Origin of the sequence: Rhizobium sp. NLR8a (assembly GCF_019685235.1) — a bacterium.
GTDB lineage: Bacteria > Pseudomonadota > Alphaproteobacteria > Rhizobiales > Rhizobiaceae > Rhizobium.
Window position 1 is genome coordinate 381,310 of sequence record NZ_JABDWI010000002.1, and the last position, 21,666, is coordinate 402,975.

The 21,666-nt window shown below is 61.4% G+C and carries 22 protein-coding genes and 1 pseudogene; 18 read left to right on the plus strand and 5 right to left on the minus strand.

Annotation, left to right across the window (positions count from 1 at the left end; all coding sequences use genetic code 11):
- The first annotated feature begins 106 nt into the window (after window positions 1-106).
- Complete coding sequence (locus tag HJC04_RS05045) at window positions 107-976, plus strand: sigma-70 family RNA polymerase sigma factor (protein ID WP_210632317.1); 870 nt, start codon at window positions 107-109, stop codon at window positions 974-976.
- A gap of 164 nt (window positions 977-1,140) precedes the next feature.
- Entirely contained in the window at window positions 1,141-2,355 is a 1,215-nt protein-coding gene (locus tag HJC04_RS05050) for an amidohydrolase/deacetylase family metallohydrolase (protein ID WP_221145052.1), read from the plus strand.
- Window positions 2,356-2,375: 20 nt separating this feature from the next.
- Here HJC04_RS05050 and HJC04_RS05055 read toward each other — a convergent pair whose 3' ends face one another.
- Both HJC04_RS05055 and HJC04_RS31590 read right to left on the minus strand, forming a co-directional pair.
- Window positions 2,376-3,215, minus strand: a complete 840-nt coding sequence (locus tag HJC04_RS05055) for an IclR family transcriptional regulator (RefSeq protein WP_210632319.1) — start codon at window positions 3,213-3,215, stop codon at window positions 2,376-2,378.
- A gap of 164 nt (window positions 3,216-3,379) precedes the next feature.
- Window positions 3,380-3,493, minus strand: a pseudogene (locus HJC04_RS31590) (VapC toxin family PIN domain ribonuclease); the annotation flags it as partial.
- A 79-nt stretch (window positions 3,494-3,572) separates the two neighbouring features.
- Here HJC04_RS31590 and HJC04_RS05060 point away from each other — a divergent pair.
- Entirely contained in the window at window positions 3,573-4,430 is an 858-nt protein-coding gene (locus tag HJC04_RS05060; RefSeq protein ID WP_221145054.1) for an SDR family oxidoreductase, read from the plus strand.
- On the opposite strand, the gene HJC04_RS05065 is transcribed toward HJC04_RS05060, so the two are convergent.
- Window positions 4,427-8,038 carry a hydantoinase B/oxoprolinase family protein gene (locus HJC04_RS05065; RefSeq protein WP_221145056.1) on the minus strand — a complete coding sequence of 1,204 codons (3,612 nt, stop codon included), beginning with the start codon at window positions 8,036-8,038 and terminating at the stop codon, window positions 4,427-4,429. The two genes, HJC04_RS05060 and HJC04_RS05065, sit on opposite strands and share 4 nt — an antisense overlap.
- A gap of 85 nt (window positions 8,039-8,123) precedes the next feature.
- Here HJC04_RS05065 and HJC04_RS05070 point away from each other — a divergent pair, with 85 nt between their 5' ends.
- Entirely contained in the window at window positions 8,124-8,651 is a 528-nt protein-coding gene (locus tag HJC04_RS05070) for a winged helix DNA-binding protein (RefSeq protein ID WP_210632322.1), read from the plus strand.
- Between the two features lie 51 nt (window positions 8,652-8,702).
- On the opposite strand, the gene HJC04_RS05075 is transcribed toward HJC04_RS05070, so the two are convergent.
- The gene (locus HJC04_RS05075) at window positions 8,703-8,918 is read right to left on the minus strand and encodes a hypothetical protein (RefSeq protein ID WP_210632323.1); all 216 of its coding nucleotides are present in this window, start codon (window positions 8,916-8,918) and stop codon (window positions 8,703-8,705) included.
- A gap of 126 nt (window positions 8,919-9,044) precedes the next feature.
- On the opposite strand from HJC04_RS05075, the gene HJC04_RS05080 reads away from it, so the two are divergent.
- Entirely contained in the window at window positions 9,045-9,668 is a 624-nt protein-coding gene (locus HJC04_RS05080; protein ID WP_210632324.1) for a TetR/AcrR family transcriptional regulator, read from the plus strand.
- Between the two features lie 63 nt (window positions 9,669-9,731).
- The gene (locus HJC04_RS05085; protein WP_210632325.1) at window positions 9,732-9,932 is read left to right on the plus strand and encodes a hypothetical protein; all 201 of its coding nucleotides are present in this window, start codon (window positions 9,732-9,734) and stop codon (window positions 9,930-9,932) included.
- A 1-nt stretch (window position 9,933) separates the two neighbouring features.
- Here the strand turns inward: HJC04_RS05085 and HJC04_RS05090 are convergent, their stop codons facing one another.
- The gene (locus HJC04_RS05090) at window positions 9,934-10,470 is read right to left on the minus strand and encodes a prepilin peptidase (protein ID WP_221145057.1); all 537 of its coding nucleotides are present in this window, start codon (window positions 10,468-10,470) and stop codon (window positions 9,934-9,936) included.
- A 256-nt stretch (window positions 10,471-10,726) separates the two neighbouring features.
- On the opposite strand from HJC04_RS05090, the gene HJC04_RS05095 reads away from it, so the two are divergent.
- From HJC04_RS05095 to HJC04_RS05150, 12 genes are all read left to right on the plus strand, one after another.
- Complete coding sequence (locus tag HJC04_RS05095) at window positions 10,727-10,921, plus strand: Flp family type IVb pilin (RefSeq protein ID WP_210632327.1); 195 nt, start codon at window positions 10,727-10,729, stop codon at window positions 10,919-10,921.
- Window positions 10,922-11,020: 99 nt separating this feature from the next.
- Complete coding sequence (gene cpaB / locus HJC04_RS05100) at window positions 11,021-11,935, plus strand: Flp pilus assembly protein CpaB (protein WP_210632328.1); 915 nt, start codon at window positions 11,021-11,023, stop codon at window positions 11,933-11,935.
- Between the two features lie 55 nt (window positions 11,936-11,990).
- Entirely contained in the window at window positions 11,991-13,478 is a 1,488-nt protein-coding gene (locus HJC04_RS05105) for a type II and III secretion system protein family protein (protein ID WP_221145060.1), read from the plus strand.
- Complete coding sequence (locus HJC04_RS05110) at window positions 13,462-13,767, plus strand: hypothetical protein (RefSeq protein WP_210632330.1); 306 nt, start codon at window positions 13,462-13,464, stop codon at window positions 13,765-13,767. The genes HJC04_RS05105 and HJC04_RS05110 overlap by 17 nt, the downstream gene beginning before the upstream one ends.
- 93 nt (window positions 13,768-13,860) lie before the next feature.
- Window positions 13,861-15,465, plus strand: coding sequence for a TadE/TadG family type IV pilus assembly protein (locus tag HJC04_RS05115; protein ID WP_221145062.1), 1,605 nt, complete (start codon window positions 13,861-13,863; stop codon window positions 15,463-15,465).
- Window positions 15,462-15,941, plus strand: a complete 480-nt coding sequence (locus HJC04_RS05120) for a TadE/TadG family type IV pilus assembly protein (protein ID WP_210632332.1) — start codon at window positions 15,462-15,464, stop codon at window positions 15,939-15,941. The genes HJC04_RS05115 and HJC04_RS05120 overlap by 4 nt, the downstream gene beginning before the upstream one ends.
- The gene (locus HJC04_RS05125; RefSeq protein ID WP_210632333.1) at window positions 15,935-16,561 is read left to right on the plus strand and encodes a TadE/TadG family type IV pilus assembly protein; all 627 of its coding nucleotides are present in this window, start codon (window positions 15,935-15,937) and stop codon (window positions 16,559-16,561) included. The genes HJC04_RS05120 and HJC04_RS05125 overlap by 7 nt, the downstream gene beginning before the upstream one ends.
- A gap of 27 nt (window positions 16,562-16,588) precedes the next feature.
- A complete protein-coding gene (locus HJC04_RS05130; protein ID WP_221145064.1) occupies window positions 16,589-17,731 on the plus strand; it encodes a pilus assembly protein in 1,143 nt (380 codons plus the stop codon).
- Window positions 17,728-18,291 (plus strand): L,D-transpeptidase, encoded by a 564-nt coding sequence (locus HJC04_RS05135; RefSeq protein WP_210632335.1) that lies wholly within the window; start codon window positions 17,728-17,730, stop codon window positions 18,289-18,291. Before HJC04_RS05130 ends, HJC04_RS05135 begins: the two co-directional genes overlap by 4 nt.
- A gap of 16 nt (window positions 18,292-18,307) precedes the next feature.
- Entirely contained in the window at window positions 18,308-19,756 is a 1,449-nt protein-coding gene (locus HJC04_RS05140; protein WP_210632336.1) for a CpaF family protein, read from the plus strand.
- Window positions 19,753-20,709, plus strand: a complete 957-nt coding sequence (locus HJC04_RS05145; protein ID WP_210632337.1) for a type II secretion system F family protein — start codon at window positions 19,753-19,755, stop codon at window positions 20,707-20,709. The genes HJC04_RS05140 and HJC04_RS05145 overlap by 4 nt, the downstream gene beginning before the upstream one ends.
- Window positions 20,710-20,716: 7 nt before the next feature.
- Window positions 20,717-21,661 (plus strand): type II secretion system F family protein, encoded by a 945-nt coding sequence (locus HJC04_RS05150; RefSeq protein WP_210632338.1) that lies wholly within the window; start codon window positions 20,717-20,719, stop codon window positions 21,659-21,661.
- Window positions 21,662-21,666 lie beyond the last annotated feature (5 nt).

Sequence of the window (21,666 nt, forward strand, 5' to 3'; positions counted from 1 at the left end):
TATGTCTCCTTGATGCGTTCAGGGTGCGACGATCCGCCGGCGCTGTCACACCGGCCCGGTTTCATTCGTCATTGATGTGACGGAACGCAGCGAAGGAATGTGACGGATGAACGAGAATAATTGGCTGGCCGATCAATTCGAGGCGAACCGGGCGCATCTGAAAGCGGCCGCCTACCGCATGCTCGGCTCGCGCAGCGAGGCCGAAGACGCCGTTCAGGAGGCTTGGCTGCGGCTCACCCGTGCGGATAGGACTGACGTCGGCAATCTCGGCGGCTGGCTGACGACGGTGGTGGCTCGTATCTGCCTCGATATGCTGCGTGCCCGCAAGACCCGGCGCGAGGAGCCGCTGGAGATGCCAGTCCATGCAGCGATCGCCGATCCTGCCAAGGATCCGGAGCGCGACGCCGCATTCGCCGATTCGGTGGGCGTGGCGCTGCTCGTCGTGTTGCAGACGCTGGCGCCTGCCGAACGGGTTGCCTTCGTGCTGCACGACATGTTCGATCTTCCCTTCGACGAAATCGCGCCGATTATCGGCCGATCATCCGCCGCCGCCCGTCAGCTCGCGAGCCGTGCCCGCCGCAGGGTGCAGGGCGTGGACGAGACGCCGGATGTCGATCTCGGCCGCAAGCGAACGATTGCGGAGGCCTTTCTAACGGCTTCGCGCAGCGGTGATCTGCAGGCGCTGATTGCCGTGCTCGCCCCAGATGTCGTGTTTCGGCTGGACGCGACGGCGGCGCGTTTCGGGGCCTTCGGCGAAACGCGCGGCGCATCCGAAGTGGCAGAGTTGTTCAAGGGCCGGGCGCAGGCGGCAGAGATCGCCATCGTCGACGGCGAGCTTGGCTTCGTCGTGCGCATCGCGGGTCAGATTCGCGTCGTAGTAGCGTTTACCATCGCCGGAGACAGGATTGCGGCCATCGAAGCCATCGCCGATCCCGACCACCTCGAACGGCTTGACTACTCAATCCTGCGAGATTGAAATCGCTGGAAAAATTTGCCGCTCCTTGGCGGGAGCGCGGTTGAGAACGAGCGCGCTGCCGCCACTGCCGTGCGGCTAGCGACGCTTCATTTCTCTTGACAGCAGTCTCTTCGGCTTTATTCTATTATAAGGATTTATATAGCATAACTATGGAATTTGGAAATATGATCATATCGGGCGACCGGACGAAGAAGCCACTTCTCCTCACCAATGTCAGACCGATGGCGTTCGGTGCGGGCGCATCCGAGGGGGTGATCGACATTCTCGTCAATGCTGACGGCCGCATCGCCGGGATTGGTCCGTCGCTTCCGGCCTCTGAGGATGTGACACGCGTCGACGGCAAGGGTGCCTTCATTTCGCCGGGCTGGATCGATCTACACGTACACATCTGGCATGGCGGCACCGATATCTCCATCCGCCCCTCCGAATGCGGTCTCGAGCGCGGCGTCACCACCCTGGTCGACGCCGGTTCGGCCGGCGAGGCAAATTTCCATGGCTTCCGCGAGTATATCATCGAGCCCTCACGCGAACGCATCAAGGCCTTCCTGAACCTCGGCTCGATCGGCCTCGTCGCCTGCAACCGCGTCGCCGAGCTCAGGGATATCAGGGATATCGATCTCGACCGGATTCTCGAAGTCTACGCCGAAAACAGCGAGCACATCGTCGGCATCAAGGTGCGCGCCAGCCACGTCATCACCGGCTCCTGGGGCGTCACTCCCGTCAAGCTCGGCAAGAAGATCGCCAAGATCCTGAAAGTGCCGATGATGGTCCATGTCGGCGAACCGCCGGCACTTTACGACGAAGTGCTCGAAATTCTCGGCCCCGGCGACGTCGTCACCCACTGCTTCAACGGCAAGGCCGGTTCGAGCATCATGGAGGACGAGGATCTTTTCAATCTCGCCGAGCGCTGCGCCTCCGAAGGCATCCGCCTCGACATCGGCCATGGCGGCGCCTCCTTCTCCTTCAAGGTCGCCGAAGCGGCGATCGCGCGCGGGCTTCTGCCGTTCTCGATCTCGACCGATCTGCACGGCCATTCGATGAACTTTCCGGTCTGGGATCTGGCAACGACGATGTCGAAGCTGCTCAGCGTCGGCATGCCCTTCGACAAGGTCGTTGAAGCCGTCACCCATGCGCCGGCCTCCGTCATCAAGCTGCCGATGGAGAACCGGCTTTCCGTCGGCGCGCCAGCCGAATTCACGATTTTCGACCTCGTCGATTCCGGGCTCCAAGCAACGGATTCCAATGGCGATGTCTCGGTCCTCAGCAAGCTGTTCGAGCCGCGCTTTGCGGTGATGGGCGCCGAAGCGTTCACAGCCAGCCGGTACGTGCCGCGGGCGCGCAGGCTCGTGCGTCACAGCCACGGCTATTCCTACAGATAAATCCGGTGGCGCGGCAGGTGTCAGCGGTTGCGCCAACCCATCAGTTTTTCGATCCGTTCCGCCGAATTGCGCACATGCGCCGTATAATGGTTCTCATCGGAAAAGGCCTTCTGCTCCGGCAGCACGATCGAAATGGTGGCGACGCACTGGCCGGCGCGATCGCAGATCGGCGAGGCGATGCAGGCGACCGCATAGTCGGATTCTCCGGCCTGGATCGACAGGCGCGCCTCGAAGGCCTTGCCGGCCGCTTCCGACAGGGTGCTCGGATCGATCTCGGCGCGGCCGGTCGGTGATGAGCGGGCGCAGCGTTTGAAAAGCTCGATGCGTTCCTCTTCGGGGAGGTGGCCGACGAGCAGGCGGCCTGATGCCGTCCAGTTGAGCGGCACCCGGGTGCCGACGCGCGACGCCACCTGGAAATGGCTCGGACCGTCGGCCATGGCAAGCACCAGCATGTAATCGCCGTCACGGCCGCAGACCTGCACGGTTTCGCCGGCCTGGCGACAGAGATCGTGCATTTCATGAGTGGCAATGCTCATGAAATCCAGAGATCGCGCATAGGCGAGACCATAGTGATAAAGCCGGGCGCCGAGCCAGATCGAGCCGTCCGCCTGGCGCGTCAGCATGTTCTTCTCGACGAGGTCGTCGACGATGACGTAGACCGTCGATAGCGGCGCCTTCACCGCCTTGGCGATGGCATAGACGCCGGCCGGCGATCCTGTCTCATAGAGATGATCGATCACCTGAAGAGCGCGGTCGATGCCGCTGACGCGGGCGCGGCGCGTGCCCTTGCCGCCGGCTTCGCCGGCAAGGCTCTCATCTTCGGAGTAAACTGCGGGCGATGTCTTTCCGTCCAATTCCATGCACCTCATGAACACTGCAGCCATATTACATTACTATGGCACAATGGTCGCTGTGGCAAATCGCAACATCTTGTAGGTTGATCGTCTGTGCGGATGTGGTGGCGATGGAACCGGGAGACTGCGTGATATCCGCATCCGCCGACCGCCGACCTCATAACAGGCAGACGCGCTCCGATGATGCTCCAGGCTTTTGCCAGCCCCTTGTCGAGCGTGACGAGCGTGGCGTCGCTACCGATTGCGACGGCGAGATGCAGTGCGTCACCGGCACGAAGACCGAGATTGAAAAGCGATCTGGCCGCAACGCCGTTGGAACAACCAGCCGCAGCCTGAGTTTGTCCCTCAACTCAGGAGGCTATAATGACACAATATCCAACACCCCCTTTCCCATCCCAGAAACAGCCGATGCCGGGTTTCACGGCACAGATGGATCCGGTTCCCGACCATGGTGAAAAAACCTATCGCGGATCCGAACGGCTCAAGGGCAAGCGGGCGATCATTACCGGTGGCGACAGCGGCATCGGCCGGGCAGTGGCAATCGCCTATGCCCGGGAAGGCGCAGATCTGGTGATCTCCTATCTTGACGAGGATGAGGATGCCGACGAGACGAAGCGGCTCGTTGAACAGGCGGGGCGCAAGGCCGTGCTCGTCAGTGGCGACATCCAGGATCCGGCCCATTGCCGGCAAATTGTCGAGACGGCGGTCAAGGAGCTCGGTGGTATCGACATTCTCGTCAACAATGCCGCGCACCAGGCAAGCTTCAAGAGCATCGACGAGATTAGCGACGAGGAGTGGGAGCTGACCTTCAAGGTCAACATCCACGCGATGTTCTACCTGACAAAGGCGGCCGTCGCCCATATGAAGCCCGGCAGCTCCATCATCAATACGGCCTCGATCAATGCGGACAATCCGAACCCGACGCTGCTTGCCTATGCCACCACGAAGGGTGCGATCCAGAATTTCACCGCCGGCCTGGCCCAGCTTCTGGCCGAGAAGGGCATTCGCGCCAATGCCGTGGCGCCGGGCCCGATCTGGACGCCGCTCATCCCGTCGACGCTGCCCGAAGATAGCGTCAGCAATTTCGGCAAGCAGGTGCCGATGAAGCGGCCGGGCCAGCCGGCCGAACTGGCCACGGCCTATGTCATGCTGGCCGATCCCTTGTCGAGCTATGTCTCGGGCACGACAATCGCGGTCACCGGTGGCAAACCGATCCTCTAAACCGGTTTGCCGTAGCCGCCGCCGGTCGGCGTCGTGACGATCACGGCGTCGCCGGCGGCGAGCATTGCCTGGTCGCAGCCTTCCAGCCTTTCGACCGTGCCGTCGCTGCGACGAACCTCCGTTTTTCCCAATTGCCCGTCTTCCCCGCCGAAGAGGCCGAAAGGCCGGATCGTTCGGTGCGAGGAGAGAATGCTGCAATCCATCGCTTGCAGGAAGCGGATGGTGCGCTCGGTCCCGCCGCCGGAACTATATTGGCCCTTGCCCCCGGAGCCGCGGCGGATGTGAAAATCTTCCAGCACGACGGGAAAGCGGAATTCCAGCACCTCGGGATCGGTCAGCCGTGAGTTGGTCATATGGGTGTGCACGCCGTCGGCGCCGCTGAAGCCGGTGCCGTCATTGAGCAGGCCGGCGGGGCCGCCGGAGCAGATTGTCTCGTAATATTGGTAGGTGACGTTGCCGAAGGTCAGGTTGTTCATCGACCCTTGGGCGGCTGCCAGCGTTCCGAGCGCCCCGAAGAGCGCATTCGTCACATGCTGGCTGGTCTCGACATTGCCGGCGACGACGGCGGCCGGATAGGCCGGGCGCAGCATCGATCCGTCCGGCACGACGATCCGGATCGGCCGCAGGCAGCCGGCATTCATCGGGATCGGCTGCTCGACCATGACGCGAAATACATAGAGCACCGCGGCGCGCGTCACCGGTTCCGGCGCATTGAAATTGGTCGGTTGCTGGGCGCTCGTGCCGGTGAAATCGACCGTTGCCTCGCGCGCCTTCCGGTCGACGGTGATCTTCACCTTGATGACGGCGCCCTGATCGGTGGGATAGGAGAATTCGCTGTCGCTGAGGCGGGCGATCACCCGGCGAACGCTCTCCTCGGCATTGTCCTGGACATGGCCCATATAGGCTTCGACGACGTCGAGCCCGAAATGGGCGACCATCTTGCGCAGTTCCTGAACGCCCTTTTCGTTGGCCGCGATCTGCGCCTTCACGTCGGCGAGATTCTGGGCCGGGTTGCGGGCGGGGTAGGGATGGTCCCGCAGCATTGCCGCAAATTCGCTCTCACGGAAACGGCCTTTGTCGACCAGCAGGAAATTGTCGATCAGCACGCCTTCCTCATCGACCTTGGTCGCCCGCGGCGTCATCGAACCAGGTGCCTTGCCGCCGATGTCGGCATGATGGCCGCGCGAGGCGACGTAAAACAGGATGGTCTCGCCGGCGTCGTCGAACACCGGCGTGACGACGGTGATGTCGGGCAGATGCGTGCCGCCGTTGTAAGGCGCATTGAGCGCGAAGACATCGCCCGGTCGAATGCGGCCTTCGTTGAGCCGGATGATCGTTTCGACCGAGCGATCCATCGATCCCAGATGCACGGGCATATGCGGCGCATTGGCGACGAGTGCGCCGGTGCGGTCGAAGACGGCGCAGGAGAAATCGAGCCGCTCCTTGATATTGACCGAGTGAGCAGTGTTCTGCAGCGTCACGCCCATCTGCTCGGCGATCGCCATGAACAGATTGTTGAAGACTTCGAGCATGACGGGGTCGGCGCTGGTGCCGATCGCCGAATTGCGGGAAAGCGCGATCTCGCGGGTGAGAACGATATGGTCGTGGCCGGTCAGGCGCGCCTGCCAGCCGGTCTCGACGACGATCGTCTGATGCGCTTCGATGATGAGGGCCGGCCCCTTGACGACTGCACCCGGCTTCAGCGCATTACGCCTGAAAATGCCGGCCTCATGCCAGCTTCCGCCGGAATAGAAGCGGGTCGTGCGCAGCGCTTTCGGTGCGAAGCTCCCCGCCTGCACGTTCATCTCCTCGACATCGGCGCCGCCGCCGATGCCTTCGACTTCGATGGATTCGATGACGACAGGCCGGTCTTCGAAGATGAAGCCGAACTGCTTCTTGTGGGCGGCGGCAAAGGCTTGCGTCATCTCCGCCTGCGGCCCGAAGGCGACGGGCAGGGCGGTGTCGGTGCCCTTATATTGCAGGTGCAGCCGGATGACGACCTCCATGTCGCCGGCTTCGACGCCCTGCAGCATCAGTTCCCTGCGCACCTCTTTCTCCAGTTCGGCCCGGATACCGCCGATCGCCGGCAGGGCGGCGGCTAGTTCGGCCAGCACCGCGCGCTGGCGTGTGGCGCGGATATCGGCGAGCCCCATGCCATAGGCCGAAAGAATGCCGGAGAAGGGGTGGATCAGCACCGTTTTCATGCCGAGGCTGTCGGCGACCAGGCAGGCATGCTGGCCGCCGGCGCCGCCGAAGCAGGTGAGCGCATAGTCGGAAACGTCGTAACCGCGCTGGACGGAGATCTTCTTGATGGCGTTGGCCATATTCTCGACAGCGATAGCGAGGAAGCCGTCGGCCACCTCTTCCGCCGTCCGGCCGCCGCCGATATCCTGCGCCATCTCGGCAAAGGCGGCGCGCACCGCCTCGGCGTCGAGCGGCTGGTCCTGCTCCGGCCCGAAGATTGTGGGGAAGAACTCCGGCAGCAGCTTGCCCGTCATGATATTTGCGTCAGTAACAGCAAGCGGCCCGCCGCGGCGATAGGATTTCGGGCCGGGCGTGGCACCCGCCGATTCCGGGCCGACGCGGAAGCGTGAACCGTCATAGCTCAGGATCGAGCCGCCGCCGGCTGCGACGGTATGGATCTTCATCATCGGCGCGCGCATGCGCACACCGGCGACCTCGGTCTCGAAAGCGCGTTCCAGCTCGCCGTCATAGTGCGAAACGTCCGTCGAGGTACCGCCCATGTCGAAGCCGATCATCCTGTCGAAACCGGCGATGCGCGAGACCTCGACCGCGCCGACCACCCCGCCCGCGGGTCCGGAGAGGATTGCATCCTTTCCCTGGAAGAGATGCGCGTCGGTCAGTCCGCCCGAGGACTGCATGAACATCAGCTTCGGGCCCTTTCCTTCGACCGCGCCGAGCTCGACGGCGACCTGATCGACATAGCGCCGGAGAACCGGGGATAGATAGGCATCGACGACGGCCGTGTCGCCGCGGCCGACAAGCTTGATCAGCGGTGAAACCACATGCGAGGGCGAGATCTGCGTGAAGCCGATGGCGCGCGCGATGGCGGCGGCCTGCTGTTCGTGCTCGGGATAGCGGTAGGCATGCATGAAAACGATTGCGACGGCGCGCAGTCCCCGCGCATAGGCGGCTTCAAGCGCGTGCCGCAGATCATCTTCTAAGAGCGGGCGTTCCACCGTGCCGTCCGCCAGTACGCGCTCGTCGGCCTCGATCACATCGGCGTAGAGCAGTTCCGGTTTGACGATTTTCTTGGCGAAGATGTCGGCGCGCGCCTGATAGCCGATCTCCAGCGCATCGCGAAAGCCCTTCGTCGTCACCAACAGGGTCGGATCACCCTTGCGTTCGAGAAGTGCATTGGTGGCGACCGTCGTTCCCATCTTCACGGCGCCGATGAGCTCGGAAGGGATCGTCTGGCCGGGCTTGAGGCCGAGCAATTCGCGGATGCCATGAACCGCCGGGTCGCGATAGGCTTCCGGATTTTCCGAAAGCAGCTTGTTCGCGACGAGCGAGCCGTCGGGGCGGCGGGCGACGATATCGGTGAAGGTGCCGCCGCGGTCGATCCAGAAATCCCACTGCCCGCTCATCGTCCGGCCTCCCGTTGAATTGAAAAATCATTGACGATTTATCGATAAAATGTCAACGTTGAGCTGTTGATCGTGGAGGGATGGAATGGCAGATGAATGCGGGCAACCGGAAATCGGGCCGATCGTCTCCTCCTCGCATCTCGCCGACGGCGCGCTTCCCGTTCTGTCGGAACTGGAATTTGGGCTCATCCTCGCCGGCAATGCCTTCGACCGCTGGATGGTGCGCTGCATGACGGCGGCGGGCGAACCCGGCTGCGCTGCGATCGACGTGCTGGTGCTGCATTCGGTGGCGCACCGGCGGCGGCCGAAGCGGCTCGGCGATCTCTGCAGCGTGCTCGGCGTCGAGGATACGCATCTGGTGATTTATGCGCTCAAGAAGCTGGAAAAGCGCGGCCTCGTGAAAAGCGCGCGGGCAGGCAAGGAGAAGTTGATCATCGCTACCGACAAGGGCGTTGAAACCTGCCTGAGATACCGTGCGGTGCGCGAAGCGTTGCTGGTGGAATCAATGAAGGGGCTCGGGCTCGATGCCGGCTCGACATCGGCAGTGGCAGCGATGCTGAGGGCACTTTCCGGCCACTACGATCAAGCAGCAAGGGCCGCCGCCTCTTTATGACGACAGCCCTTGTCGGGGGCAGGGAGAGATCCCCCGGGTTCAAGCGGCTTTTCAGCCGAAGCAGGGGATGGCCGGCAGATTGGCGCGGCTCGCAAGCGCTCCGATCATCTTGCCCACCGGCGTCGGGCGCGGTTGACCTTTGTCGGCGGCCGTCTCCAGGAGTTGCTTGAAGTCCTCAAGCTTCACGCCGTCGGCGCGCAACACCATGGCGATCAGGGGGTCGCGAAGGGCTTCGGATATCGTCAGGTCGTCTCTGGTCTTTCTCATGGCTTGTCCTCCTTTCGTGGGCGGTCGCCCGTGTTCCACATCCGCCGCCAACCCTCTGCGTTGACTTTCGCGGCCTGTGGTGTTACCGGTAAGTAACAATGCTGTTGTTACCGATCGGTCACATTGATGTCAAGGACTTCGTCCGCAAAAAAATCAGAAACTTCGAATGAAATCTCCGCAACCGTTTCAGAAGATCGCATCCCGCCGCGGGAGCGCATCGTCTCGACGGCCGTGGAGCTTTTCCGCGAGCGCGGCATCCGCGGCATTGGCGTCGATGCCATCGCCGACGCCGCCCTGACCAACAAGATGACGCTCTACCGGCATTTCGGCTCGAAGGACGAACTCGTCTGCGAGACGTTGCGGCGCGCCTCCGAAAAGGCCAATGCCATCTGGTGCGATCTGGAGGCCGCCCATCCCGGCGATCCCCGCGCCCAGCTCGGCGCCTGGGTGGAGATGCGGGCGCAGTGTCTGAACGGCGAGCCCGCTGGCTGCGATCTCGCCAACGCCGCCATCGAGCTCAAGGGGGAGGGTCATCCCGCCCATGAAGTGATCGAACGGCACAAGGCCGAACAACGCGATCGCCTCGCCGCGCTCTGTTCGGCAGCCGGTGCGCGCGAACCTCAACTTCTTGCCGATACGCTGACGCTGCTGCTCGAAGGCGCGCGCGTCAGTCGCCAAACGATGGGCGCCGCCGGCTGTTGCGGCCATTTCGCCAAGGCCTGCAGAGCAGCGATCGCTTCTTTCACCTGATAGACCGGAACCTTACCGCCTCCACATCGTTTTCCCATCACCGGACGATGTGGAGACCGGGAGATGAACCACGTCTATCTCAAGCGGCTATATGCCAGACGCGCCGAGCTCGAAGCCAAGCTCGAGCTTCACGAGGCGCGCTATTGTTTTGGCGAGGAAGAGGTCGATGACGGCACCGACAGCGACCTGCGTCAGCGATTGAGCGAGGTCTCCGAGGAGATCGCCGCGCTGGAGAACAGGTCGGACAGAGCCTTTTCGGGGTAGGTCACCGAAGCTGCAACTGCTGTCGGATCATGGGCAAAGCCATGGTCAGGAGCGTCGCGAAAACCATGATGACGCCATAGGGTATCTTCCGGCTCGCCCGAATTTCCTCGATACGTATGAAAAAGGCGAGATGCGCGACTGCCAGCGGCACCGGCAGCCGCAGCACCAGCAGCGTCACGATGCCGAGGACAAGCAGCAGCACCGCGAACGGCATCATTCCGTGCCAGCCGATAAAAAGGCCGATCGGCAGGAAAAGCTTGGCGTCTCCTGCGCCAAACAGGCGGAACGCCCAGAGAGCCACCCCAAGCATGAACATCAGCAGACCGGCCGCGATGTCGCCGCCGATTCCGCTCGAGGCAAACAGCGCCGCGCCGACATCATCCGAGCCAATTATCAAGGCCACTGCCCGCAGTGCACAAAGTGTTACGAGCGCCAGCACGACGGCATTGGGGATTTTCCATGTACGGAAATCGGTCCAGGCCGCGTAGAGAAAAAGAAATACTGCAAGAGAACTAGTAACATTGACCATTTGCAGCATAGGCTTCGACCTTTTCGGCTATTTTAATCTTATTGTGTAGGCTAGGTTCACTCGATTACGGCAAAATTGTCGATTTTTACGGCCGGTTCTTTCATCCCAGTTTTAACCATAAAGTATAGATATCGCCCGTTCGCCTACAAAAGATTTGACTAAATTAGAATTAACAGATTATTAATATTTCCAGTCGAAGGGGCGGTCTCGACGACAAAGTGCCGGGGGAAATACGGCGCACCACTTACCTGGGAGGTAATTCTCGATGAAAGCATTTGTAAATAGCGTACGCGCTTTCGCGCGGGAAGAAGATGGCGTCGCACTTACCGAATACCTCATTCTGCTTGCCTTGCTGGTTGGCGGGGTGATCACGGCGGTGACACTGGCCGGCACCAATCTGAGTGCGGTCTGGACGGCATGGGCAGGGTGGTTCACGACCGCGCTGGCTGTCCCGGCCTGATATTGGCGTTCGACGAAGGGAGGGGTTTTTGTTAACCCCTCTCTTCTAAATTAGAAATAATGAATGGATGCACTCCGTCCAGTGTAGCGAGTAACCGCGATGCGTTCTTCAACGATTTTAAGTCTCGTTATTGCATTTGTACTCGCCGCCGCCGCAGTTTTCGGGATGCGCGCGTATCTCTCCGATCAGAAGGCCCGACTGCTGGCGATGAACGGCGTGAAGGCCGAGGAAAGGACACTTGTGGTCGCCGCCACGCCAATGCGCTTCGGCGACCGGATTCGATCCGAAAACCTCAGGGCCATTCCCTGGCCCTCCAATGAAACACCCGCAGGCTCGTTCGTCAGCATCGATCTGGTCGTCGGCAACGATGCCCAGCCGCGTTATGCCATGGCGGCGATCGATCCGGGCGAGCCGGTTCTATCCTCGAAAATCACCGGTACCGGCGAACGCGCCACGCTGTCGGCGGCGCTCGACCAGGGCATGAAGGCGGTCTCCATCCGGGTCAACGACGTGCTCGGCGTTGCCGGGTTCGTAAGGCCTTCCGATCGCGTCGACGTGCTTCTGACGCGGGTCGTGCGCGGACCGGCCGGCAACGATCAGACCTTCGTCGACGTGCTGCTGCAAGGCGTCAAGGTGCTGGCGGTGGACCAGACGGCCGACGAGCGCAAGGACGAGCCATCCGTCGTCAAGACCGTGACCTTTGAGGTCACGACCGACGAGGCGCAGCGCCTTACCCTCGGCTCCAGTATCGGCACGCTCTCACTGGCGCTCCGCAATGTTGCCTCTTCCTCTATCGAGCAGACCCGGCCGATCACCGTCGCCGACCTCGGTGGCGGGGCGATGGCGACAGAACTGGGCAAGGATTTGGAAAAGAAGTTGCCAGAACCCGAGAAACAAGTGCAGATTGTGGAGCAAAGGGTCGAACCGGTGTTGCCGGTCGAGCCGAAGTGGGTGACAGTGGGGGTCTGGAACACGACGAAGCGCGAGGAGCACCGAGTCGGCCTGGTCCAGTGATGTTTATGCGGCATGCCGCAGGTGCGGCTAGCCGAATGAGGGGGCTAAAGCAGGCATGGCGAGCGGCAAGAGAAGAATCGCAGGGACGAAAAGCCTTGCGGCATTAGCGGCAGTGTTTTCGGCCTGTGTGTGTTTGGCCCCTGGATTTGCCGGCTGCGCCAACGCACAGGAAAAGTCCGTCACTTTAGGCGAATTGGTCCAGCACGTGACGCTGCCTCCGAACGAGACGCTGACGCTCAATACCGGGCAGCCCTTCGGGGATCTCGTCATCGGCAGCGCCGATATGATCGACGTGGTGCCGCTTTCCGACCGCTCGCTGTTCATTCGCGGCAAAAAGATCGGCGCCACCAATATCTCGGTCTATGGCGAAGACAAGTCGCTTCTCGGCGTCATCGACATCCGCGTTGCCAGCGATTTCAGCGAAGTCGCCTCCGCCATTCGCTCTGCCGCGCCCTCGGCTCGGGTCAGGGTCATCAACTCCAACGATCGCATTCGCCTGACAGGCTTCGTCCGCGACGGCATCGAACTGCAGCGGGTGATGGAAATCGCCCAGTCCTATTCCGACCAACCGGTGCTGAACCAGTTGCGCGTCAGTGACAGCCAGCAGGTGATGCTGGAGGTCCGGGTCATCGAAGCCTCGCGCCAGACGGGTCGTGACCTCGGGATCGGTTGGTCCGGGCACGGCAACAACGGAATCGGCAAGGCAACGACCAGCCAGGGTATCACCGTGGACGATGACGGCAACCTGGTCCGTAGCCTCCTCGATCCCAAGGGTGCGGCAACGGGGGCGCTGCCCTTCGGCCAGTTGATCGCCAAGGTGCTGGAAATCTCGGGCGGCCACATCGACGTGGTGATCAACGCCCTCGAGCAGAAGGGACTGGTGCGTCGCCTGGCGCAGCCGAACCTCATCGCCATGAGCGGCTCGACCGCCAGCTTCCATGCCGGCGGTGAGGTGCCGATCCTGAAGACGACGAACAACGGCACGACGGTCGCCACCGAGACGGACTATCGCCCCTTCGGTGTGCGGCTGACCTTCAAGCCGGTGGTTCTTGATGATGGGCTGATCAATCTGGAGATCGAGCCTGAAGTTTCCGAACTCGATCCGTCGATCAACGTCAACGGCAATCCGGGCTTCATCTCGCGCGCGGCCAGCACCACGGTCGCGCTTCGCGACGGCCAGAGCTTTGCCTTGGCCGGCCTGCTGCAGTCGATCAATGCCAAGGACATCCAGCAATTGCCCGGCCTCGGAAAGATACCAGTGCTCGGCGCACTATTCCGTTCGACGAGTTTCCAGAAGAAGGAATCCGACCTCGTCATCGTCGTCACGCCGCACATCGTTCGACCGGCCCGCCCTGGCGAGGATCTCTACAGTCCGCTCGACCAGACGCGTTCGTCCAACGACCTCGAGCTTTTTGCGCTCGGTGTCATGGAAGTCGACAAGGACATGCTCCGACGCTTTCGCAATGGCGAAGGTGTGACTGGGCCCTATGGCCATCGTCTCGACCTGAACCAGGGAGTCCAAGCCGTTGCTACAAAACGCTAAGCGCGTCCTTTTCGTCCTTGCAGCCGCCGGCCTCGCTTCCGGCTGCGCCGACTACATGAACCATCGCGACACGATCACCTTCGGGCTCGGCAATGCCGTGGAAGCAAACAAGGCCATCCACATTCAGGACCCGTTCCCGCCGGAAGCCCAGCGAACGCAAATCGCAAGCGACGGCAAGGTGATCCGCAGGGTGGTCACTCAATATCAGAACGGCGGGTTGGGCGTTGTTCAGCCGTCGCCGGCCATGGGGGCGAATGGGGCCTCCAACGGGGCGACCGCCAGCCAATAGGCTGGCGAAAGGCATGAACTGCGGCAGTGCGCCGGAGGGAAAATGCACGAAACGGGGTCATCACGGCGATAGCGCCGTGATGGGGGGACGCCAATGCTCAGCAGGGTTGTCAGACGGTTCTGGAACGATCATCGCGGCTATGTCATCGCCTTGACGCTCATCGCCATGCCAATGCTTCTCGGCTTTTCGCTGCTGATCATCGATGTCGGTCGCAGCAGCAACCTGCATACCGATCTCCAGAACGCCGTCGATGCGATGGCGCTGGCCGGGGCCCGCGAACTCGATGGCCGCGATGATGCCATTACGAGGGCGCAGACGGCGGTCGAGAAAATCGCCAACAGCGCGGCCTTTTCCGGCGGCGGAACCGGCATGTCGCTTGGTTCGAATATCAGCGTGACCTATGACGCCGGCAACGATGCCGGAAGCACTGTTACCGTGCTTTTTCTGAAGGATATCCCGGCCAACGACGATACATCAATCCCGGCTTCGATGGAAACGACAGTGGCCAGCGAAGCGTCCTATGCCTGGGTCATCGCGAAGCCGCAAGCGATGCAGACGATCTTTCCGATCCCCGTCGGCTTCAACCGCGATACAATCAACATCGCCGCCGACGCCGTGGCGGTATATCACGCCAGTGCCTGCGACGTGACGCCGATCTACATCTGCAATCCGTTCGAGCCGGTGGGGAACACGAGTGAAAGCGCCAGCGAAACTGCAGCTACGGCCCTGCACACCAACTTTGCGGCCGGCAATCTCTACGGACGACAGATCGAGCTTCACAGCACCGCGGCATCCAATCCCGGTCCCGGCAATTTCGGCTTCCTGCGGACCCCCTTGGGCAATGGTGCGTCCGTGCTGGCGGAGGCTCTTGCCACCGGCAATCCCGGTACATGCTACACACAGGACAACCTCGATACCGAGACCGGCGCAAAGGCGGGGCCCGTCGAGGACGGGGTCAATACGCGCTTTGGCTTCTACTCCTCGTCGTTCAACAAGGCGAACGGAGATTATCGTTACCGGCCTGCCCAGAACGTGCGCTCCGCGCAGTCAATCAGCGGCAAGGGCAAGAAGGGCTGCGATACCTATGATCCAGTCATGGTCGGAGCCGTTGTCGGCGATGCGACCAAGGCCTTGCCGCTCGGCTATGGAGCGGGCATGACCTCGCTTGCCGGCGGCAAGATCAGCAGTGGCAACAATTGGAACTACACGACCTATTGGAATGTCGCGCAGGGCACGGCAGCGCCCTCGGTGAGCACGGTCCTCAGCAACTACTCCAGTTATCCCCCGCAGGCGACCGGAACGCCAGCACAGCCCTCCGCTTATGACGTCTATCGCTACGAGCTTGCAAACGCGGCTCTCATCAATCATGCCTCGGCGAATGGTGAGACCGGAACGCCGGCAACGGGTGGTCAGTGCTATGCCGGCCCGGACCTTTCGAACTATACGGCAGCCGAATATGGCGACCGCCGCGAGATTTTCTCGGCCATTGTCAATTGTGGCTATGAGGCTTCGGTCGGCCATCTGAACGGTCACAAGGCCACGCGCGCCGTTGCCTTCGCGCGCATGTTCCTGACCAAGCCGGCGATAAAGGATGCCGGCGAACGATACCTTTCCCTGGAGATGATCGACATCACCGGCAAGGGTGGTCGCGGTACGCTGGACGAATTCCTGCGGGAAGAATCGGAGCTGGTCAGATGATTGCGTTCCGCAATTTTATTCTGCATCGGCTTTGCCTCGGTTTCTGGCGGCGGGAGGAAGGCGCAGTGCTCGCCGAAGCGCTGCTCGCAATCCCCTTTGTGACGCTCTTTGCGGCTGGAATACTGGAGTTTGGCAGCATCTTCTGGCAGCGCATGCAGATCGACGCAGGCTTGCGCGATGCGGGGCGTTACCTTTCGCGCTGCCGACCGGCCTCGGGAACCTATGTGCCGACATGCAATCAGGCGACGGCCAAGACCATTGCTTTTTACGGAACGCAAACACCCGCGGCAGATGCTGAGCCCCGTGTCCCCGGCTGGAACGACCCTTCCGACATCACAATCAGTGCACCCGATGCGGACGGCAACATCACCATTTCCACTGCGCATCTCTATCAGAGTTCACCGGTATTCGCCTTTCTCGGACTCGACGCCATCACGATCAGTTCCTTCCATGAAGAGAGATACATCGGATGGTGACCTCCAGGGCAATCAAGGCATTCTGGCAGGATAGCAGTGGCGCCAGCCTTGTCGAAGCATTGCTGACCTTTCCGATCGTCATGCTGGTCTTCGCCGCCTTCATCGAGTTCGGCTATGCCATGTCGCAGTGGAATCAGACAGTCAAGGCACTGCAATATGGTGCCCGACTGGCGGCCGTATCAGATCCGCTGACAACCAATTTCGCTGCCGTTTTCCCGGTCGAAGCTGCCGATCCGCTCAACAACGGCAAAGCGACGCCGAACGATGCCACGATATCCTCGACCTGCGGACCGGCTCTTGCGAACTGCAGCACGGCGGCATTGAACCGGATTGTCCTCGGAAGCGACGGCGTTTGCAACGCGGGAACCGATCCCCACCCGGGCATTTGCGACCTAAACTGGCGCATCACGCCGGATAAGCTGATGGTCACCTATCAGCGATCGGGGCTCGGCTATTGGGGCCGCCCGGACGGGCCGGTGCTGACGATGCGGCTGGAGGTGCGCGACATCACCTTCGATCTGCCGATCCTCGGCGGGCTGCTGGGACTGAACGACGTCACCATCCCGGCCCATCCGGTGACGATCACGACGGAAGACCTGAAGACCTGCTCAACCTGCTGACTTCTTGTTACGCGTAGGAAAGCGAAAATGACAGCGCACATGAACATTGCCGCATCCACCAAGATCCTGGTTCTCTCCGACGACGCGGCCGCAGCGAGCTTCATGCTCGATACATTCGGGTCGCTTTCGCGTTACGATGTCCGCCATCTCTCGCTGAAGGCGCTCGGAGAAAAGGGCCGACTCGATCCGACGCAGTTCGGACTGATCGTTCTCGACGTCGACAACGGGGAATTGCTGCAGCAACCGGAGCTCTTCGCGTTTCGCACCCGCTATCGGGACGTTCCGCTCGTCGTCGTCTCCGAAGACTTGCCGGACGACATGCTGCGGCTGCTCTTCCGCCTGAACGGCAATGACTGGCTGAAGAAGCCGCTCGAGCGCCGCGCCCTGATCGACATGATTTCGACCCATGCGCCAGGCACGGGCGCCAGCGACAGCCGGGTGCATGCCGTGGTCTCAGCCGTCGGTGGCGCGGGCGCCAGCATGATCGCTTCGTCGCTCGCGCATGTGCTGGCCCAGCCGACCAAGAATTCCACGCCGAGGATCGACTTGTTCGACACGGATTTTTGTTCTGGGGCGCTCGGCTATTATCTCAATCTTGTCAACGACTACGACTTGAAACCGGTCATCGCCAATCCTTCCCGGGTCGATCTCGAATTCATCGATCTTGTCCGAAAGCGGCATCCGGGCGGCTTTTCACTGCTGTCCTTCAAGCAGCCGTCAGTCCTTCTGGCGCCGAAGGGCGGTGAACTCGTGCTGCGTATGCTCGACGTGGCCGCCTTTGAGAGCGACCACACGATCGTCGACATCCCCTATTATGACACACCGTGGAAATACGAGGTGCTCACTTCGGTCAACAGCATCTATATCGTCACAGAAATGACGGTCCCCGCGCTTTCTCATGCGAAGGATTTGTTTTCAAACCTGGTGCGGCTGCGAGGAAGTGCGGATCAGATATTCATCGTCATCAACAAATACCGCGCCAAGTTTTTTGGCCTCGGCCTGCGCCGACAACAAACGGAGAAGATATTCAAGGACATCCCGACGCACGTCATTGCGGATGACTGGGAGACTTTGAGCGAGGCGGTCAACCGCGGAGTGCTGCCGGTTCAGGTGAATTCCCGTGCGCGCTTCTGCGGCGCGGTCGGTAAACTTGGAGCATTGGTGCGATGAAGGCGATTGACAGTGGGTGCATAAGGTCCTGCGTCGGCCTTGTGTTTCTGGCCGTTCTGGCCGTCGCCGGGGATGCGGCGGCAGCCGGGCTAGTGCCGCGAAGCCTTGGGCCGACGACAAGCACGGTGGTGACGATCGAAAAAGGCTACGCGGCTGGAACGATCGTCATCGTCAGCGCGAACCGAACGCTGGATCTCGTCATCTCCGATGGACGGGCGATCCGTTACAAGATCGGCGTCGGACGAGATGGATTTCGCTGGAGCGGGACTGTCAAGGTTGGACGCAAGGCGGAGTGGCCCGACTGGCGCCCGCCTGCCGAGATGAAGGCGCGCGCAGCCGGGCTTCCGGACCTGGTGCCCGCTGGGCCGCTCAATCCCTTGGGCGCTCGCGGGATCTATCTCTTCAAGGGCGGGACCGACACGCTCTACCGCATTCATGGAACGAACGAGCAGTCGACGGTCGGCGATTTCGCGTCATCGGGCTGTTTTCGCATGAGCAATGCCGACGTCATCGATCTCTATGAGAGGGTGAAAGTCGGTTCCACGGTCATTGTAAAATAGTTCAGGGGTGGGAAACATGGCGAACGGCATCATGGGGCGTTTCTACAAGCATCAGCAGGAGCCTGAAATCCGCGAACATCCGGAGGCGGCCGAACTGTCACTCGTCGCAGCGCAGAACATGCCTGCCCAACCGGTCTCTGTCAGCAGCACGGTGAGTGGCGAAGAAGCTTCGCTTGGGCCGGACCTGGTTTCCGAGCGGGTAAATCTGCACCGCTACCTGCTCGATCGCATCAACCTCGGGATTCTCGACACGCTCGACAACGAGGAGATCGCCACCGAGATCCGACCGCTGGTCAAGGATTACATCCGCAATAACAACTTTCCGCTGAATGCCAAGGAAATCAATGATCTGATTCGCGATATCACCGACGAGATGCTCGGGCTGGGGCCGATCGAGCCGCTGCTGGCCGACGACACGATCGCGGATATTCTCATCAACGGCTACAACAGCGTCTATGTCGAGCGGAGCGGCAAGCTCGAGAGCACCGCCGTGCGGTTCAAGGACGAGGACCATCTGCTTCGGGTGATCAACAAGATCGTCTCGGCCGTCGGTCGCCGCGTCGACGAGTCGACGCCGATGGTCGACGCCCGCCTCAAGGATGGCTCGCGTGTCAACGTTGCCATCAGGCCGATCTCGGTCGATGGACCGCTCGTTTCCATTCGCAAATTCACCCGCAAGCCGCTGACATTGGAGCGCCTGGTGCAATATGGCGCCATGGCCGATGCGATGCGCATCCTTCTCAGCGCTGCGGTCAAGGGCAAGGTGTCGATGGTGATTTCAGGCGGCACCGGTTCCGGCAAGACCACCTTGCTCAACGCTCTCTCGTCCCAGATTTCTCCAAAGGAGCGCCTGATCACCATCGAGGATGCGGCCGAACTGCAACTGCAGCAGCCCCATGTCGGGCGCTTGGAAACCCGACCGCCGACGCTCGACGGACGCAACGAGATCCGCCAACGCGAACTTCTGAAAAACGCCCTGCGCATGCGCCCCGACCGCATCATCGTCGGCGAAGTCCGCGGCGACGAGGCATTCGACATGCTGCAGGCGATGAATACCGGGCACGAGGGGTCGATGACGACGATTCACGCCAACACGCCCCGCGACGCCGTCGGCCGGCTTGAGCAGATGGTCGGCATGGCCGGGATGCCGATGTCGCAGTTGAGTATTCGCTCGCAGATCTCGTCCGCCATCACCGTCATCGTGCAGGTACAGCGCCTGAGCGACGGCAGCCGCAAAGTTGTCTCGATCTCCGAGATCACCGGCATGGAGGGTGAAGTCGTGCAGATGCAGGAGATTATGAAATTCAAGAAAATCAACACCGATGAAGGTGGGCGGATCCATGGAGAATTCCGCGCCACCGGCATCCGGCCGCGGTTCGTCGAGGAATTTGCCGAACTCGGGATCGAGATCCCTGTGGCGATTTTCGATCCCGGTAAACCGCTGCAAACGGGGCCTGTTCAATGACGACCCTCACGCTGCTTTACGCCGCCGTTTTCACCGCGGCCCTAGTGGCTGTCGAAGCGATCATGCGCGGCTATTTCAAGACATCCGAACGCCACCGCGCGGTGAACCATCGGTTGCGCTTGCTCGAGGTCAGCGATGATCATCGTAAAACCTATAGCGATATGCTCAAGGAGCGCGGTGCCGGCGACAGTTGGCGGCAAACCCCCATAATGCAGCGACTGCTGCGGTTCTACGCCCAGTCGGGAATCAAGTTCGATATCAGGCGTTTTGCTCTCTTCGCGATCGCCGGCGCACTTGTGACATGGCTGGTCGTCCAGTTCCTCGTGCCGAGCACTCTGTTCAGAATACCCGTCTTTCTCCTGATCTGCCTCCTCGTCCCGGCACTCGTCGTCTGGCGCGCCCGGGCCAGCCGCATGAAGAAATTCGAACTGAAACTTCCTGAAGCGCTGGATGTCGCCAATCGCAGCCTCGCGGCTGGCCACCCGCTGCCGGCGGCGATCGCTCTGGTGGCCCGCGAGATGCCTGATCCGATCGGCACCGAGTTCGGCCTCCTCTCGGATGAACTCACCTACGGCGTTACACTGGATGATGCCCTTCTCAACTTGGCGGGCCGGGTCGGCGTCGAGGATCTGAATCTGCTCGCGATATCGTTGAGCGTACAGGCGGGAACCGGCGGAAATCTCGTGGAGATCTTGCAAAACCTTTCGAAGACGCTGCGAGACCGGACGATGCTGAAGGCGAAGGTCAGAGCGATTTCCTCGGAAGGGCGTATCACGGCGATCTTCATGTCGGTTTATCCCTTTCTGCTCTACGCGATGATCAAGGCATTGTCGCCGACCTACTTCGATCCCGTCTGGGATAGCGGCTACGGAACCGCCATTGTGAGCGTGCTGCTCACCGTCATGGCGATCGGAAATGTCATTCTCTACAAGATGGTCAACTTCGAGTACTGAGGCGGTCATGTCGAGTGAGTATGGAATTTACCTCATCGTCTTCTTTGCAGTCCTGATCTTTACAGCAGCAGCCTCGGAACTGTTTTTTCGACAGCGCGAGGTCGCGGTTCGGGTTTCGAAGAGCTCGGCGGCAGCCCGCGAGGAGTTCCACCTCGGCGATACGACAATCGCCGATCTCGGCGAGGCTGAAAACCGCCTGATCCGTCGCTATTTCGAGATTACGCGACGCGACACGAATGTGAACTCCACCCAGAACCGGCTGATTCGTGCGGGGTATTTCGCTGCCGGCGCCGTGACCACCTTCCAGGTGGTTCGCGCGGTGGTCTGTATCAGCGTGCTCGTTGCGGCGGTCTGGGCCGTAAACCGGATCGCACCCAATATGTCGCAGATGGCGGCCCTGATCATTGCGATGTTTGCTGCGGGCGTAACCTTCATCCTGGTCAACATCTATATCGACCGGCGCGGCGCCGCCAAGGAGAGGGAGTACCGCCGACTCTTTCCCGATTTCATGGATATGCTGATCGTCTGCCTCGATGCGGGCATGAGCATCGAGGCGGCGGCAAACCGGGTTGCTCGTGAATTCGTCGACAAGAAGCAGGACTTCGGCCTGCATCTCTCGATCATGATGCTGGAAGTGCGTGGCGGCCGGCGATTGCGCGAGGCGCTCGCCAACCTTGCCACCCGCCTGAGGATCGATGAGGCCCGGGCCCTTTCCGTTCTGTTCCGCCAATCGGAGGAACTCGGGACCAGCGTTACGCAGACGCTGCGGGTCTACAGCAAGGAAATGCGCGACCTGCGTATTGTCCGCGCGGAGGAAAAGGCCAACGCCCTGCCGGTCAAGATGCTGCTGCCGCTCGGCGCCTTCCTTTTTCCGGTGAGCCTCATCATCGTTCTCGTCCCCATTGTTATCCGTGTCGTCATGCTTCTCGTCAGCATGAAACCCGGCGGTTGAGCCAA

Bases quoted from the DNA above. Each gene is read 5' to 3' on its own strand.
- HJC04_RS05045 (WP_210632317.1), top strand. From the start codon at position 107: ATGAACGAGAATAATTGGCTGGCCGATCAATTCGAGGCGAACCGGGCG.
- HJC04_RS05050 (WP_221145052.1), top strand. From the start codon at position 1,141: ATGATCATATCGGGCGACCGGACGAAGAAGCCACTTCTCCTCACCAAT.
- HJC04_RS05055 (WP_210632319.1), bottom strand. From the start codon at position 3,215: ATGGAATTGGACGGAAAGACATCGCCCGCAGTTTACTCCGAAGATGAG.
- HJC04_RS05060 (WP_221145054.1), top strand. From the start codon at position 3,573: ATGACACAATATCCAACACCCCCTTTCCCATCCCAGAAACAGCCGATG.
- HJC04_RS05065 (WP_221145056.1), bottom strand. From the start codon at position 8,038: ATGAGCGGGCAGTGGGATTTCTGGATCGACCGCGGCGGCACCTTCACC.
- HJC04_RS05070 (WP_210632322.1), top strand. From the start codon at position 8,124: ATGGCAGATGAATGCGGGCAACCGGAAATCGGGCCGATCGTCTCCTCC.
- HJC04_RS05075 (WP_210632323.1), bottom strand. From the start codon at position 8,918: ATGAGAAAGACCAGAGACGACCTGACGATATCCGAAGCCCTTCGCGAC.
- HJC04_RS05080 (WP_210632324.1), top strand. From the start codon at position 9,045: ATGTCAAGGACTTCGTCCGCAAAAAAATCAGAAACTTCGAATGAAATC.
- HJC04_RS05085 (WP_210632325.1), top strand. From the start codon at position 9,732: ATGAACCACGTCTATCTCAAGCGGCTATATGCCAGACGCGCCGAGCTC.
- HJC04_RS05090 (WP_221145057.1), bottom strand. From the start codon at position 10,470: ATGCTGCAAATGGTCAATGTTACTAGTTCTCTTGCAGTATTTCTTTTT.
- HJC04_RS05095 (WP_210632327.1), top strand. From the start codon at position 10,727: ATGAAAGCATTTGTAAATAGCGTACGCGCTTTCGCGCGGGAAGAAGAT.
- cpaB (WP_210632328.1), top strand. From the start codon at position 11,021: ATGCGTTCTTCAACGATTTTAAGTCTCGTTATTGCATTTGTACTCGCC.
- HJC04_RS05105 (WP_221145060.1), top strand. From the start codon at position 11,991: ATGGCGAGCGGCAAGAGAAGAATCGCAGGGACGAAAAGCCTTGCGGCA.
- HJC04_RS05115 (WP_221145062.1), top strand. From the start codon at position 13,861: ATGCTCAGCAGGGTTGTCAGACGGTTCTGGAACGATCATCGCGGCTAT.
- HJC04_RS05120 (WP_210632332.1), top strand. From the start codon at position 15,462: ATGATTGCGTTCCGCAATTTTATTCTGCATCGGCTTTGCCTCGGTTTC.
- HJC04_RS05125 (WP_210632333.1), top strand. From the start codon at position 15,935: ATGGTGACCTCCAGGGCAATCAAGGCATTCTGGCAGGATAGCAGTGGC.
- HJC04_RS05130 (WP_221145064.1), top strand. From the start codon at position 16,589: ATGACAGCGCACATGAACATTGCCGCATCCACCAAGATCCTGGTTCTC.
- HJC04_RS05135 (WP_210632335.1), top strand. From the start codon at position 17,728: ATGAAGGCGATTGACAGTGGGTGCATAAGGTCCTGCGTCGGCCTTGTG.
- HJC04_RS05140 (WP_210632336.1), top strand. From the start codon at position 18,308: ATGGCGAACGGCATCATGGGGCGTTTCTACAAGCATCAGCAGGAGCCT.
- HJC04_RS05145 (WP_210632337.1), top strand. From the start codon at position 19,753: ATGACGACCCTCACGCTGCTTTACGCCGCCGTTTTCACCGCGGCCCTA.
- HJC04_RS05150 (WP_210632338.1), top strand. From the start codon at position 20,717: ATGTCGAGTGAGTATGGAATTTACCTCATCGTCTTCTTTGCAGTCCTG.